Below are 14,689 nucleotides of genomic sequence, written 5' to 3'. Positions count from 1 at the left end.
AGATAACAATGGAAATATTTTTTTGTATCGAGTAAGAGGAGTTTTTATATGAACAAATACAAGAGCTTGATTTATGAAGAAAGAAAAGCTTTAAAGGTATTTATATTATTATTCTATATTATATTCTTTTTATATGACGCTATATATTATTTTGCATATCCCGCTATGAATATTAATGGAACAACGGTAGGGTGGCCAAAAGGCAGCCTTGGGATAGGTATATATATATTTGTAATATCATTATTTCCTATTTCGATATATCTTCTAAAAAAAGGCTATGTATATTCTATAAAATATTTATTTTTATTTGGGTACATGTTTATCGATCTTATTAATAATTTAATGATTTATTTGCGAACGGATAGGGCTTTTGAACAGGGTAGTATGGTAGAAATCTTATTAATTTTATTTGCACCGGTTTTCGTGAACAGAAAATATTTTTATTTAGTTTCCTTTAGTGTAATTGGAAAGTACGTATTTTTTACATTAATATTAAAAGACTTAACGGTTGTGATTCCGCTTGTTTTATGCATCTTCTTCTTCATTATTTCACATTCTTTGTTAAAACGATTTCAGTCTTATGTGAGAACCGTTTTTGAAATGATGAACAATATGAAAGAGGCGGAAAATTTAGCTGTTATTGGTACAATGTCTACAACAATTGCTCATGAAATTCGAAATCCATTAACAGCTTTAAAAGGGTTTACGCAAATGCAAAAAGAAAGAAACCCTGCTGATACGATGAGCTATGATATTATGTTACAAGAAATTGAAAGAATTAACGGATTTGTTAGTGAATTGATGTTATTAGGAAAACCAAAACCAATTAATTATGAATGGTGTAATATACGAGAAATCCTTTTATATGTTGTGCAGTTAATGGAAAGTTATGCGGCTCAATATAAAGTGAAACTCCACTTGCAAGTAGATGGAAATTTACCCGATATAAATGGCGATGATAAGCAATTGAAACAAGTATTGTTAAACATTATCAAAAATGGAATCGAATCGATGCCAGAAGGTGGAGACATTCATATTTGTGTATTCAAAAAAGCTGGAGATAAATTGTGTATTTCTGTCGAAGATCAAGGTTTTGGTATAGCGAATGAGAAAATAGAAAAAATCGGAAAGGCATTCTATACAACAAAGGAGAATGGTACAGGTCTTGGGTTAATGATTACATATAAAATTATTGAAGAACATCAAGGGAGTATGGTAATTCAAAGTAGTATGGGCGTAGGAACGAAAGTGGAAATCTATTTACCAACAGTGTAGTGCATTAGAAGAAATTATTTTTCAGAAAAGTGCTCTTGTTGTGTAAATATAAACATTTTATAAAATGTTTCAAGAAGGGTTTTTTTTATAAAACACTTCGTTTATAATGGAGGAAAATATCGACATGAGATTGGTTACTCATGTAACGGTTTGGTAGTGTTAGGAAAAGAAAAGAAGGGGTGCCCGCGCATCCTTTTTTCTATGCAGATATTATGAAAGAGGTGGTATTATGGAATTAACATTAAATTCGACTGTATGTTTACACACGGTTCAATTTCGAAAAGAGCAAAAGAATTATATTGTAAAAGATACAATTACAGGAGAAAAATATGAAATGCCGCCACTTTGGATTGATGCACTGGCGATGATGCGTGACGGTTTTTCATTGGGAGAAATTGAGGAGAAATTAAAAGAAGAGTATCCGGCTGAAGAAGTAAATATGTTAGTATTTACGAGGCAACTATTAGAGCTAGAACTTGTTGAAATGGTAGATGGAGAAGAGATAGCTTGTACAAAGAAGAAAGAAAAAGATTATTTAGCTTGGGTACGCCCTCGTGTGGAACAATTATTTCTTAATTTAAATAAAAAATATAGAAGCAAAGGTCAGTAATGATCTTTGCTTTTTTTGTGCAATACAAAATAGGTATTCACCCAAATAAAGTTGCTTGCATATTGTAGCTTATGTAAATAGAATGCTGCGAAGGAGTGAGTGCAGTGACAGGGAATGTATTGAATTATTATGCTGGTGGCAATACAGCTAGAGGATTTCATAATTTATACGAAGAGAATTTAAAAGGGCTAGACAGGTTATTTATTTTAAAGGGTGGTCCAGGAACGGGCAAATCTTCTTTAATTAAGGTAATAGGTCGTGAATGGCTTGAAAAAGGATATGATATTGAATTTTTACATTGTTCTTCAGATAATAAGTCAGTCGATGGTGTGATTATCCCGGAATTAAAAGTCGGAATTGTTGATGGAACATCACCACATGCTATTGAACCGAAAATGCCAGGGGTTGTCGAAGAGTATATTAATTTAGGTGTTGCTTGGGATTCGGATAAATTAAGAAAGCAGAAGCTTGAAATTGAACGATTTGTATCAGAAGCGAGCAGGGCTTTTCAAGCTGCTTACGGTTGCTTTAAAGAGGCACTCGTTATACATGATGAGTGGGAGAAAATATATATTGATAACATTGATTTTGATAAAGCAAATGAACTAACAGATCAGCTAATTCAGAAATTATTTGCAGATAAAAGCGGGAAACAATCGATTGTGAAACATCGTTTTTTAGGAGCTGCTACACCGAAAGGAGCAGTTGATTTTGTTCCTAATTTAACAGAAGGATTACCGCATCGTTATTTTATAAAAGGACGCCCAGGCTCTGGAAAATCAACAATGCTCAAAAAATTAGCTAAGGTAGCAGAAGAAAAAGGGCTTGATGTTGAAGTATATCATTGCGGATTTGACCCGAATAGTCTTGATATGGTTATTGTAAGGGAATTAGGGTTTGCAATTTTTGATAGCACGGCACCGCATGAATACTTTCCAAGCCGTGAGGGAGATGAGATTATCGATATGTATGATCTCATTGTTGCACCAGGTACAGATGAGAAGTATGCGAAGGAAATTCGCAGTGTTTCTATTCAATATAAAGAGAAGATGAATGAGGCGATGTCTTTCTTAGCAAAGGCAAAATCAGTTCGTGATAAATTAGAACGAATTTATATTGCCGCTATGGATTTTTCGAAAGTGGATGCATATAAAGAGGAGATTCAAAAAGAGTTTGAACGTATCGCGGCTACTGTAATTGAAAAGAAAAAATAAGCGTTTTGTTAGGCTGTCGGAAATTTTCTGACAGCTATTTTATTGTGTAGTAAAATGGTCGTATACTTGTCGAATTTCCAGGGAAATGATCAAAAAATGGGGAGGGTATGAAATGAGAGAGAAAATAGAATTGGAATTAGAAAGAATTGAAAAAGAGAATGATGTGAGAATCTTATTTGCCGTGGAATCAGGAAGCCGTGCTTGGGGATTTCCATCGAAGGATAGCGATTATGATGTTAGGTTTGTTTATATACATCCTGTAGAATGGTATTTATCCATTCATGATAAAAGAGATGTAATTGAGTATCCGATCAGTGATGATTTAGATATAAGTGGTTGGGATATTAAAAAGGCATTGCAACTATTTGCAAAGTCAAATCCAGCTTTACTTGAGTGGATTCGATCACCAATTTTTTATTCGAAAAACTCTAATTTTCCAGAACAGCTTCAGCAAATGAGTGAAAAGCATTTTGATCCAAAAGCAACGATATATCATTACTTACATATGGCGTCAAAAAATTATCGTGAATTTTTACAAGGTGAGAATGTAAAGTTGAAAAAGTACTTTTATGTATTACGTCCTATTTTAGCTTGTAAATGGTTAGAGGAGAAGTCGACTTTGCCTCCTGTAGAATTTGATCGATTGATTACAGAATTGGCGTTAGAACGTAGCGTATTAGATGAAATTGAAAAGTTGTTAGTAAAGAAAAAAGCAGGTACTGAATTAGATCTTGGATTGAAAATTAAGGTGTTAAATCAATTTTTAGAAGAACAAATTGATTACTATCAGCAATATGTGAAGGGAATTGAAAAGGGAGTAGCGATTAATATTGACAGTTTGGATACATTATTTCGAAATATGTTGTTTGAAGTATACAAAAAAGAGCACAAGTAAGTTTGTGCTCTTTTTTATTTTGTAGAAATAAAGAAAACAGATATCGCTGCGATAAGACATGCAAAGGAGAATAAGTGAAAATTCCATGCTAAGTCATATTGCATTTGCTACTCGTTATCAACTCGCTTTAATGGTTGATCTGCTGGACCTTCCATAACGTCTCCATCAATTGAAAAACGAGATCCGTGGCAAGGGCAATCCCACGTACAATCACCGTTATTCCATTCAACTTCACAGCCGAGGTGGGTACAAGTTGTATCGACGATATGTAATTTTCCTTCTTTGTCTTTATAAGCACCTGCTCGTTTACCATTGACATGTACAACAGATCCCTCTCCAACTTCAAGATCTTCTGGTTTACGTAATGCAGTTTCAATTTTTCCTTCAATTAAATGTTTCGCGACATCAATGTTCTGCGTAAGGAATGTTTTTATATCTGGATTTGCATGAAAGCGTGATGGTGCAAACAGCTCTTTATATGGACTGTGGACTTTTAGAATGGAATCTTTCAGTAAATGAGCCGCGGCAGTTCCAGTTGTCATTCCCCATTTGCGATACCCAGTTGCAACAAATATATTTGGATTTCCTTCGTTAATATGTCCGATATAAGGGAGCTTGTCTAGAGTAATCAAATCTTGCGCTGACCATCTATAGGGAACTTCATCTACTCCAAAAGTTGTTTCAGCAAAAGAATATAGTGCTTCATAGTGAAGCATCGTATTTATTCCTTGTCCTGTTTTATGACTTTCTCCGCCAATTAAAATTAATTTTTCTCCGTTACTTGTTATAGAGCGTAAGGAGCGTTTTGGATCATCGATACTTAAATACATCCCACCTGGATAATCCGTTTTTGCTTTTATTGCAAGAGCATAGGAGCGTTCTGCGTACATTCGCGTAAAGAAAAAGCTATTAGCATCATAAAAAGGGAAATGTGAACAAGAGACAACATATTCGCAAGTGATACGATGGTCACCCTTTGTAATGACTTGTGGATAATCTCCTTTCTCCACATCCATAGCTGTTGTTTGTTCATAAACTTTGCCGCCCATCTCTACAAACTTTTCTAAAAGTGTTTTCAAATAAAGGAGGGGATGGAATTGTGCCTGATTTTTCATTACAAGTGCAGATTGTACTGGAATCGGAATTGACAGAGATTGAACATAGTCACAAGGTATATTTAGTTTTTGATAGGCTTCATATTCTTTCGATAAATTTCTTAATCCATTATTAGTAGTTGTATATAAATACGAATCTTCATTTGAGAAATTACAGTCGATTTTATATGCTTGCACAGTTTCATTTATGAATTGTAGAGCGTGACTATTTGATTCATAGTAAAGCCCGGCCTTTTCCAGGCCGAAATGATTTATTAATTCATCATAAATAAGATCATGTTGTGCTGTTACTTTCGCCGTTGTATGTCCAGTCGTTCCGTTTAAAATAAGGCCAGAATCAATTAACACAACGTCGATGCCTTCTTTCGCTAGTAAATAGGCAGTGGTTATACCTGTAATACCAGCACCGATAACAGCAACTTTTGTTTTTATATTTTCGGATAAACGGGGGAAAGTAGGAAACTGAGTAGATTCAATCCAATAAGATAATGGCAATTGTGGGAATGGATCACTTGTCATAATGGAAACCTCCTGATTTAGAACAATTTTCTTTTTAATATTCCCATATTATATGGAATTCATGTGAGTTGTTTTAGTAGCATTCTGTTTTTGTTGATAAAAAGAAAAAGTTATTTCAATATAATTATTTTTGTAGGTAGTATGGCGGGATGAGTTTTGTATGAAACTAACTTCAGATGATTTTAGTTGTTAACTATACAGAGAATTCTTGAATAAGATACAGTCTTTGTTGCTAGAATATATTTGTCTATATATTTGATAAAACCTTGTGAAATCCATGCTTTTTCTTTAGTGGAATAAAGTATAATTATAAAAATATAACCAACTTTTATTACTAGGTCATAAAAGTTGTTGACAATATAGAAAGTCTATTGTTATGATTCATCATGTGGAAAGGTTGATAGAGAGTAAAAAGAGAAATGTTTTTCATTGATAATAAAAGCGAAAAAATAAGTGACGATAGAGTGAGTATATTTTCCTTATGATAAATGCTTTTTGGAGCACTGAGTAAAATCAATCTGGAAGCAAGAATTACTATATGCAAGTTGCGCAGGGCGCGGCATAAGAAAGGGGCAAAAGGATGAAGGAGCTTCATACGTTTGGGTGGTATGCAGCGCGTGTATCACCACATTTGCCGAAAAAAGCATTTAAACCAGTTCCGACTCGTTTATTTGGTGGACTGGCTTATTTACTGGTGGCATTGGCTGGTTTAATAACGATTGGGGTATTTGAATTGAATGTGTGGGCAAACCTAGGAATTGCAATTGTTCTTGGATTATGTTTTGCTTCACTTGGATTTTTAGGGCATGAAATTTTACATGGAACAGTTGTAAGAAAGGCATGGCTTCGTGACTTCTTAGGTGCGATTGCATTTATGCCGTTATCAACAGGTCCGAAACTTTGGAGAAAGTGGCATAATGCAACGCATCATGTTCATACACAGCATGAAGAAAATGATCCAGATGCATGGCCAACACTTGAGAAACTTAAAAAGAGTAAGTTTTTGAGTTGGGTATATCGTATGCCTCTTCATGTGCGTTCATTCTTTAGTTTTCTGTCACTAACAATTCAATTTACTTTACATTCGACTCGAATGTTCTTTCATTTTATAAAGGAATTTAAGTCATCCAATCAAAAATCTGTATGGCTGCAACTTCTTTTGCCTTGGACAGTTTGGATTAGTTTATTATTTATTATGGGACCTGCAAAATGGTTATTTGCATACGTGATTCCGTTGTTAATTGCTAACTTTATTGTAATGGCATATATCGCAACAAATCACCGCTTAAATCCAATTGTTCCAGTAAATGATCCTTTAGCAAACTGTTTATCAGTAACAGTGCCGCGCTGGGTAGATGTTTTACATTTCAATTTCTCATACCATACGGAACATCATCTGTTTCCAGCTATGAGTTCTAAATACTATCCTTTAGTAAAAGAGAAAATTAAAGAAATGTGGCCGGAACGTTATCACGAAATGCCGATGACAAAAGCATTGGGAGCACTTTGGAATACACCACGTGTGTATTATCAAGGAAGTGAATTAGTTGATCCGCATAGAGAGCATTTTTACGGTTCTTTAGGAAATGGACTAGATCCTCATAATATTTCATATCGTGAGGAACATATAGAGGAAAAAGAGACTATTAAAAAAGTAAATCAATAATAGATATATTTTACGATGAAAAAGCAAGCTCTAAGAGAGCTTGCTTTTTGTTATAAAGAGACTTCTTTCTTGTTCTTTGTCTTGATATGGATGGAGTTATTTTCTTTTCGCTGTAGTCGTTTTTCTAGAAGGCTAACAAGATAAGTAAAGAGAAGAACTAGTGCAAGATAATATACACCAACAATGATATATGTATCTAATTGTTGGAAGTTACCTGCGGCAATGGATAAACCTGATCCCCATAATTCAGACATTCCTACATAAGCAACGAGTGAAGAATCTTTTAATCCAATGATAAACTGATTCCCTAGAGGAGGAAGAGATAGACGAAATGCTTGTGGTAATATAATTCGGCGCATAGCTAAAGGGTAGGGCATACCTAAAGAGCGAGCTGCTTCCAATTGTCCTCGGTCAACGGATTGAATGGATCCACGAAAAATTTCAGTAATATATGCACCGTTATGAATTGCTAAAGCGATTGCCCCTGCCCAAAAAGGGGTGAAAACAATAACAGATGTAATACCGAAATAGAGAATTGCGATTTGAACAATTAAAGGTGTACCACGAATAATGGCGATATAGACATGAGCAATACTATTTAAAACCTTATTGTTAGAGATGCGAAAGAAAGCGAATAGTAATCCAATTAATGAACCGAGTACTAGGGAGGTTAATGTTAATTGTAATGTGACAATAGTAGCCTTTAAGAGTGTGGGATAGGTAGAGATAAAAATTTCAAACATGTGCTTCACCTCATAATTGTATGGATTTTAGTAGAGAATGAAATGCCCCACATAAAATGAAACTTTTATCAGCGGGGCACGGTTTATGAAATCTTTGAATAGATAACTTACTTCGTTTTTTCCTCTTCTCCAAGAATATTACGACCAAACCATTTTTTACTGATCTTTTCATACGTACCATCTTTAATGATTTCATCTAAAGCTTTATTTACTTTCTCAACCATTTCTTTATCATCCTTACGAATGGCAATTCCCATTTCATCAAGGTTTAATGGTTTACCGGCTTCTTTTATATTTGATTTACCTTCTTTCATCATTCGAAGACCAACCATTTGATCAGTGATTACTGCATCAACACGTCCAGGCTCTAAGTCCATAAGTGCAGTAATATCACTATCATATTCTGTAATTTGATCTGTATATTTTGCAACAAGGTCTTTAAAGGTACTTGCCTTTACAACTCCTATTTTTTTACCTTTTAAGTCCTCTGGAGAGGAGATAGACGTATTCTTTTTGGCTACAAAAATTTGTGCACCAGAGCGATAATATGGATTTGAGAAATTCACGGCTTTTAAGCGCTCCTCCGTAATAGCCATACTACCTAATATCACATCATACTTTTTCGATTGCAGACCTTGAATTAATGTTTCCCAGGGGTTTGTAACAGGAACTGGCTTCATTCCCATTTTTTTCGCAAGAGCGTCACCTATTTCTACATCAAAACCGACAAGTTTTCCGTCATTTTCTTTATAGTTAAAAGGTTTGTATAAACCACTCATCGCATAACGAAATTCTTTTTCACCATTTGATGAAGTGGTAGCGCTTTCCTTACTACAGGCTCCTAGTATGAAGGATGTACATAGCGTAATACTCGCAACAATGGTTAATAGTTTTCTTTTCATAAAACCCCTCCTATATATGGATCATACGGATTGTTTTCAATATGTTACGGAGATATTCTATTTGGATAATTAGTTGTGTCCCGTATGAATGCATTTCTTTACGTTTGAAACAGAAGTTACATTATAAAACGTTACGTAAAAATTGTTTTGCTCGTTCATGTGATGGAGCTGAGAAGAATTGTTCGGGAGGAGCATCCTCCACAATTTTCCCGTCATCCATAAAGATGACGCGGTCAGCTACATCTCTTGCGAAATTCATTTCATGAGTAACAATAACCATTGTCATTCCTTCTTCAGCAAGTTCTTTCATAACTTGCAATACTTCTCCAACAAGTTCAGGATCTAAAGCTGAGGTAGGTTCATCAAATAGCATAATTTTAGGATTCATAGCAAGAGCTCGAGCGATTGCAATACGCTGTTTTTGGCCACCTGAAAGGAGGTGAGGAGTTACATCCGCCTTATCTTGTAGGCCGACCTTTTGCAAAAGCTGATTCCCGATATCTTTTGCATTTGCTGTTTCTAATTTTTTTACGTGAATAGGTGCTTCTATGATGTTTTCTAGTGAGGTCATATGAGGAAAGAGGTTAAAGTGCTGAAAAACCATACCGACATTTTCACGGACTTTGTTTAAATTTGAATGCTTTGGATCAATTCGCTCACCTTGTAAGTGAATTTCACCTTCATCGTACATTTCTAAAAAGTTAAGACAACGAAGTAATGTACTTTTTCCGGAACCACTGGCACCAATTAAAACAACAACTTCTTTTTCTTTTACTTCTAAATCAATTCCTTTTAAAACATCGAGTGAGCCAAATGATTTTACTAGATTTCGAACCTGAATCATACAAAACCCCCAGTCAAAAATATATTTTACAAATGTTGCCCCTTATTTCTGTTATTAGTCATAAATTGTCAAAATCCTTTATTTTTTTCGGGATTCAGTTATTACATAAGGAAATCTTAATGTATAATTTAAATGAGAAACCACCTAATTTAGGTGGTTTCTCATTTGCTTATAAGTTTTTAATTTTAAATAAAACAATGTAATTAATATGTAAATAAAAATCGATATATCTTTCTATAAAGAAAATATGGATAATAATATATAGGTAGTATGTATATTACTTATGAGGAGGAATGAGAAATGGAAAAGGAGAAGAAAACTTTTTCCTTTGGCTTACGTACACAACTTATGCTATTCACTACAGTTTTAGCTTTCATTACATATTCAACAAGTATATTTTTTATTTACGTGATATACGATTAATTTCAAATTTATGTAAGTCAAACGGTATATAATATTATCATTATGTTATTAGGTGTAGTATGGTCTGGAATTTTAGCATATGGAGCAGCCGTATTTTTAATTAAACCGCTTCGAAAGTTAGAGGAGGCGGCAAGGAAAGCGGCTGAGGGTGATATTCGTGAAGATGTTCCATTGCCGAAGACAGATGATGAAATTAGATCTTTAAGTGTTGCATTTAATATGATGCTAGGAAATTTAAGAGGCATGGTAAAAAATATTGATACAACATTTTCGTATACAAATAATCAAGTGCAGCAAATTAGAAAACAAACAGGAGAAGCAACGAAGCAAGCACAAGGTGTATCTGAGACACTTGCAGAGATTTCTTCTGGTGCTGAGCAATCAGCAGCTTCAATCCAGGCGATTGTTTCTGCCGTTGATACAACAACTTCTATTGCGAGTGAAGTAGAAGAAAAAGCAAAACAGTCTGATGAGTTGTCTTCAGAAATGGTCCAAGCTTTAGGGCAAAGTACTCGTGTCTTTACTTCTTTAATTCAAGGTATTCAAACATTGGCGAAAGAAAATGAAGATTCAATGCAAAATGTACAGAAGTTAGAAGAAAGAATGAAACAAGTAGAACATATTGTGTCCGTTGTGAGTGAGATTGCTAGCCAAACTAATTTATTAGCACTAAATGCTTCTATTGAGGCAGCTCGTGCAGGGGAACTTGGAAGAGGGTTTGCAGTTGTTGCGGAGGAAGTACGTAAATTGGCTGATGAAAGTGATCATTCTGCAAGAAACATATCGCAGTTATTACGGAATATGCAAGATGAAGTGCAACAAGTCGCGTTGAAAATGACGGAGCAAGTAAAGCCAGCTAAAGAAGAGGCGAAACGCGGAGAAGCTACAGAACTAATTTTAAAAGAAATGTCATCAAGTATTATGGAAGTCGCCGATGCAACTCAGCAAATTAGTAGTTATATGAATGAACAAGTGAGTCATATTCATCAAACAGGAGCACAAACAAAGGCTGTAGCGGCAATTGCTGAGGAAACATCAGCTGGTTCACAAGAAGTGGCACGTGTGACGCTGCAACAATCCGAAAATATGATGGCAATCGATCAATTATTAAAGGATTTAGAGAAGCAATCAGCCGATTTAAAACAAACAATTGAGCGATTTTCAATGTAAAAGGGAAGAACAGTATTCTGTTCTTCCTTTTTACGTATGAAAAGGGGGAATGCTTTGTTGAAAATGAAAAACATTGCATGGATCGTAAGCTGTTTTCACCTTACGTAGCCTTTGAAAATTAGAACCATAATAACTAGTTTGCCAATTTTTTATGTCGATATCGGGCCAATTGACATAGTCACCTAGTGTATAAGGATCTAAGCTTTCTCGTAAATCTTTAACCCAGCGTATATTTTTATTTTCTTCATCGTCGCATTTCCAAGAAGTAATATATTCTTGCGCAATAATCGCTTTACGATGGAAATAAGCTGTTTCATTCGGAAGAATATTTTCCACAGCACCTACGAGTGATTGATGCCAAATACTCGCATCTTTATTTGGTGCATGAGAAAGAAAGTGCTGCATAATTTGAATACCTTTCAGGGGAATAGGTTTATATACGTAGGAACCAGAGCGCTTGAAATTTTCAGGGATATTACCGCTATTAAAAAATTGAACAGCCTCTATATAAGGAACTTCATCTATAAAGAGAGAGGGATTACCAGTTTCAAGAAGAGGAGATAATAGAGGATAGAGTTCAGAAAGAGGACCAACAAACTCACCTTTTACTTCGATTTTATTGCGTTGCTTTGCGAATAATTCAATTGATGAAGTGAGGCGTTCATCTATATAAGGTGCCCAGTTTTGCCAAGCTTGAAATGCAGCGATAAAATCTTTCCATTCCCATGTAAGTGAGAAAATGGATACGTTTTTTATAGGATGGACTCGAAAAGTTAAAGAAGTAACAATTCCGAAGTTTCCACCACCACCGCCACGGCACGCCCAAAACAAGTTAGGGTTTTCTTGTTCGTTTGCACGAATGAGTTTTGCGCCAAATTTACCGCATGCTTGTACCATTTCAACTTCTACTAATTGATCACATGTTAATCCAAATAAGCGTGAAAGCATACCGATGCCACCGCCGAGTGTTAACCCAACAATTCCAACGCTTGCACTTGTGCCAGCTGGTATTGTAACACCATAATTCCAAAGTTCTTTATAAACAATGCCAAGATTTGCACCAGCTTCAATTGTTGCTGTTAATTTATCTGTATTAACAGTAATACGATGCATTTCACTCACATCAATAATAAGTCCTCTATTTAAAAGAGAAAAATTTTCATAGCTATGACGTCTGCTTCTTAAGCGAAATGGTATATGGCGTTCGCGTGCCCATTTTAAGGCGTTACAGACATCATTTTTATTTTGGCAAAAAACAATAATACAAGGGAGTTTTGGAATACTTAAATTTAAATTCATTCGGGCTACGTCGTATTCCGGATCTGAGGGGACAACGATACGACCTGTTAATTTTGTTTGTTTCAATTTAGCACTCCTTTCTAAAATAATTAGAGCTTTGTATTAATGTATGAGAAGCGTATGTAACGTGCGTGGACAAGAGCGGGTGCAGAATGAGATTTCCTTTTGTGAGAAATAAATAAAGCATAAGAATAAGGAATCTACATAGAGTTCAATGAAAACAGTTGCAAACTATTCATATTTTGTTATGATAGTGTTACGAAAACGTTTGCATAAATTTCCGATGGGATGCAAAAGGAGAGAATGACTATGAATAAGACATGGTGGAAAGAAGCAGTTGCTTATCAAATTTATCCACGAAGCTTTATGGATTCAAATGGTGATGGTATTGGAGATTTACAAGGTATTATTGCAAAGCTGGATTATTTAAAAGATTTAGGTATAGATGTAATTTGGATTTGTCCAATGTATAAGTCGCCTAATGATGATAATGGTTATGATATTAGTGATTATCAAGATATTATGGATGAGTTTGGTACAATGGCAGATTTTGATGCTTTACTAGATGAAGTTCATAAACGTGATATGAAGCTTATTATTGATTTAGTTATTAATCATACGAGTGATGAACATCCATGGTTTATTGAATCTCGTTCATCTAAAGACAATCCGAAGCGTGATTGGTATATTTGGCATGATGGTAAAGACGGCGTAGAACCAAACAACTGGGAAAGTATTTTTAATGGTTCGGCATGGGAATATGATGAAGTAACAGAACAATATTATTTACATTTATTCTCACGCAAACAACCAGATTTAAATTGGGAGAATAAAGAAGTTCGTGAAGTGTTATACGATACAGTTAACTGGTGGCTTGATAAGGGGATTGATGGTTTCCGTGTTGATGCAATCAGCCATATTAAAAAAGAAGACGGCTTAGAGGATATGCCAAATCCAAAAGAATTAAAATATGTACCATCTTTTGATAAGCATATGAATGTGAATGGTATTCAACCTTTATTAGAAGAGTTAAAAGAAAATACATTTTCTAAGTATGATATTATGACTGTTGGCGAAGCAAACGGCGTTAAGATTGAAGATGCTGAGCTTTGGGTTGGGGAAGAACAAGGTAAATTCAATATGGTATTCCAGTTTGAGCATTTAAGCTTATGGGATGCAGAAAAGAAGAAAGATCTTGATGTTGTAGGATTGAAAAAGGTATTAACGAAATGGCAAAAAGGATTAGAAAATAAAGGATGGAATGCTTTATACATCGAGAATCACGATAAGCCACGTATCGTTTCAACGTGGGGAGATGATAAACAATTTTGGCGTGAAAGTGCAACAGCTCTAGGAGCGATGTATTTCTTTATGCACGGTACACCGTTTATTTATCAAGGACAAGAAATTGGTATGACAAATGTTCAATTCCCAAATATTGAAGATTATGATGATGTAGCAATTAAAAACCTATATCGCGAGAAAATTGCAGAAGGAGTATCACATCAAGATATGATGGAAATTATATGGGCTTCTTGTCGTGATAATTCACGTACACCTATGCAGTGGAACGATGAGATGAATGCTGGCTTCACAACAGGTGCACCTTGGTTTGGCATGAATCCAAACTACAAAGAAATTAATGTTGAAAAGCAGAAAAATGAAGAGAACTCGATTTTCAATTTCTACAAGAAAATGATTGCCTTGAAAAAAGAGCATGATGTATTAAATTATGGTACGTATGATTTACTTTTAGAAGACGATCCACAAATTTATGCGTATACACGTACGTTACAGGATGAAAAAGTCATTGTAATTAGCAATATTTCAAAAGAGGAAGCTGTGTATAATGAGTGTTCATTCGCACTAGAACGCAAACGTTTGCTTTTAAATAACTATGGAGTTGCGGAACATGAACAAGTAACTTCAATTACGTTAAAACCTTATGAAACAAGGGTTTATCGCATTTCATAATAAAAAAGGATGCTCCTGGAGCATCTTTTTTTATTAAAAA

Annotated in this window: 11 protein-coding genes and 3 pseudogenes; 8 read left to right on the top strand and 6 right to left on the bottom strand. The window is 34.8% G+C overall.

Annotated features, from left to right (window positions below; translation table 11 throughout):
* Positions 1-48: 48 nt before the first annotated feature.
* From MR065_RS16540 to MR065_RS16525, 4 genes are all read left to right on the top strand, one after another.
* Positions 49-1,275: an ATP-binding protein gene (locus tag MR065_RS16540; protein ID WP_242214421.1), complete on the top strand. Its 1,227-nt coding sequence runs from the start codon at positions 49-51 to the stop codon at positions 1,273-1,275.
* A gap of 229 nt (positions 1,276-1,504) precedes the next feature.
* Positions 1,505-1,885: a hypothetical protein gene (locus MR065_RS16535; protein ID WP_242214420.1), complete on the top strand. Its 381-nt coding sequence runs from the start codon at positions 1,505-1,507 to the stop codon at positions 1,883-1,885.
* A gap of 95 nt (positions 1,886-1,980) precedes the next feature.
* Positions 1,981-3,099, top strand: a complete 1,119-nt coding sequence (locus MR065_RS16530; protein WP_242214419.1) for a PRK06851 family protein — start codon at positions 1,981-1,983, stop codon at positions 3,097-3,099.
* Between the two features lie 112 nt (positions 3,100-3,211).
* Positions 3,212-3,994: a nucleotidyltransferase domain-containing protein gene (locus tag MR065_RS16525; RefSeq protein WP_242214418.1), complete on the top strand. Its 783-nt coding sequence runs from the start codon at positions 3,212-3,214 to the stop codon at positions 3,992-3,994.
* A gap of 14 nt (positions 3,995-4,008) precedes the next feature.
* Here MR065_RS16525 and MR065_RS16520 read toward each other — a convergent pair.
* Both MR065_RS16520 and MR065_RS16515 read right to left on the bottom strand, forming a co-directional pair.
* Positions 4,009-4,098: pseudogene (locus MR065_RS16520) on the bottom strand (MFS transporter); the annotation flags it as partial.
* 3 nt (positions 4,099-4,101) lie between these two features.
* The gene (locus MR065_RS16515) at positions 4,102-5,628 is read right to left on the bottom strand and encodes an FAD-dependent oxidoreductase (RefSeq protein ID WP_242214417.1); all 1,527 of its coding nucleotides are present in this window, start codon (positions 5,626-5,628) and stop codon (positions 4,102-4,104) included.
* Between the two features lie 580 nt (positions 5,629-6,208).
* On the opposite strand from MR065_RS16515, the gene desB reads away from it, so the two are divergent.
* Positions 6,209-7,294, top strand: coding sequence for a Delta(10) desaturase DesB (gene desB / locus MR065_RS16510; protein ID WP_242214416.1), 1,086 nt, complete (start codon positions 6,209-6,211; stop codon positions 7,292-7,294).
* Between the two features lie 50 nt (positions 7,295-7,344).
* Here the strand turns inward: desB and MR065_RS16505 are convergent, their stop codons facing one another.
* From MR065_RS16505 to MR065_RS16495, 3 genes are all read right to left on the bottom strand, one after another.
* Positions 7,345-8,037 carry an amino acid ABC transporter permease gene (locus MR065_RS16505; RefSeq protein ID WP_242214415.1) on the bottom strand — a complete coding sequence of 231 codons (693 nt, stop codon included), beginning with the start codon at positions 8,035-8,037 and terminating at the stop codon, positions 7,345-7,347.
* Between the two features lie 107 nt (positions 8,038-8,144).
* On the bottom strand, positions 8,145-8,939 hold the full coding sequence (locus tag MR065_RS16500) for an ABC transporter substrate-binding protein (protein WP_097904937.1): 795 nt from the start codon (positions 8,937-8,939) through the stop codon (positions 8,145-8,147).
* Positions 8,940-9,060: 121 nt separating this feature from the next.
* A complete protein-coding gene (locus MR065_RS16495) occupies positions 9,061-9,783 on the bottom strand; it encodes an amino acid ABC transporter ATP-binding protein (RefSeq protein ID WP_097904936.1) in 723 nt (240 codons plus the stop codon).
* Positions 9,784-10,248: 465 nt separating this feature from the next.
* Here MR065_RS16495 and MR065_RS27910 point away from each other — a divergent pair.
* Positions 10,249-10,434: pseudogene (locus MR065_RS27910) on the top strand (HAMP domain-containing protein); the annotation flags it as partial.
* Between the two features lie 369 nt (positions 10,435-10,803).
* A pseudogene (locus MR065_RS27905) lies at positions 10,804-11,376 on the top strand (methyl-accepting chemotaxis protein); the annotation flags it as partial.
* 30 nt (positions 11,377-11,406) lie between these two features.
* On the opposite strand, the gene MR065_RS16485 reads toward MR065_RS27905, so the two are convergent.
* Positions 11,407-12,741, bottom strand: coding sequence for an FAD-binding oxidoreductase (locus MR065_RS16485; protein ID WP_242214414.1), 1,335 nt, complete (start codon positions 12,739-12,741; stop codon positions 11,407-11,409).
* Positions 12,742-12,984: 243 nt separating this feature from the next.
* On the opposite strand from MR065_RS16485, the gene MR065_RS16480 reads away from it, so the two are divergent.
* On the top strand, positions 12,985-14,649 hold the full coding sequence (locus MR065_RS16480; protein WP_242214413.1) for a glycoside hydrolase family 13 protein: 1,665 nt from the start codon (positions 12,985-12,987) through the stop codon (positions 14,647-14,649).
* The last annotated feature ends 40 nt before the right edge of the window (positions 14,650-14,689 follow it).

The organism is Bacillus cereus group sp. BfR-BA-01383 (genome assembly GCF_022663495.1).
GTDB classification, from domain to species: domain Bacteria; phylum Bacillota; class Bacilli; order Bacillales; family Bacillaceae_G; genus Bacillus_A; species Bacillus_A cereus_AU.
Note: the sequence above shows the minus strand (reverse complement) of the source record. Positions and strands in the feature narration are given on the sequence as shown.

Excerpts from the sequence above, each read along its gene's own strand:
- MR065_RS16540 (WP_242214421.1), top strand. The coding sequence starts at position 49 with ATGAACAAATACAAGAGCTTGATTTATGAAGAAAGAAAAGCTTTAAAG.
- MR065_RS16535 (WP_242214420.1), top strand. The coding sequence starts at position 1,505 with ATGGAATTAACATTAAATTCGACTGTATGTTTACACACGGTTCAATTT.
- MR065_RS16525 (WP_242214418.1), top strand. The coding sequence starts at position 3,212 with ATGAGAGAGAAAATAGAATTGGAATTAGAAAGAATTGAAAAAGAGAAT.
- MR065_RS16515 (WP_242214417.1), bottom strand. The coding sequence starts at position 5,628 with ATGACAAGTGATCCATTCCCACAATTGCCATTATCTTATTGGATTGAA.
- desB (WP_242214416.1), top strand. The coding sequence starts at position 6,209 with ATGAAGGAGCTTCATACGTTTGGGTGGTATGCAGCGCGTGTATCACCA.
- MR065_RS16505 (WP_242214415.1), bottom strand. The coding sequence starts at position 8,037 with ATGTTTGAAATTTTTATCTCTACCTATCCCACACTCTTAAAGGCTACT.
- MR065_RS16500 (WP_097904937.1), bottom strand. The coding sequence starts at position 8,939 with ATGAAAAGAAAACTATTAACCATTGTTGCGAGTATTACGCTATGTACA.
- MR065_RS16495 (WP_097904936.1), bottom strand. The coding sequence starts at position 9,783 with ATGATTCAGGTTCGAAATCTAGTAAAATCATTTGGCTCACTCGATGTT.
- MR065_RS16480 (WP_242214413.1), top strand. The coding sequence starts at position 12,985 with ATGAATAAGACATGGTGGAAAGAAGCAGTTGCTTATCAAATTTATCCA.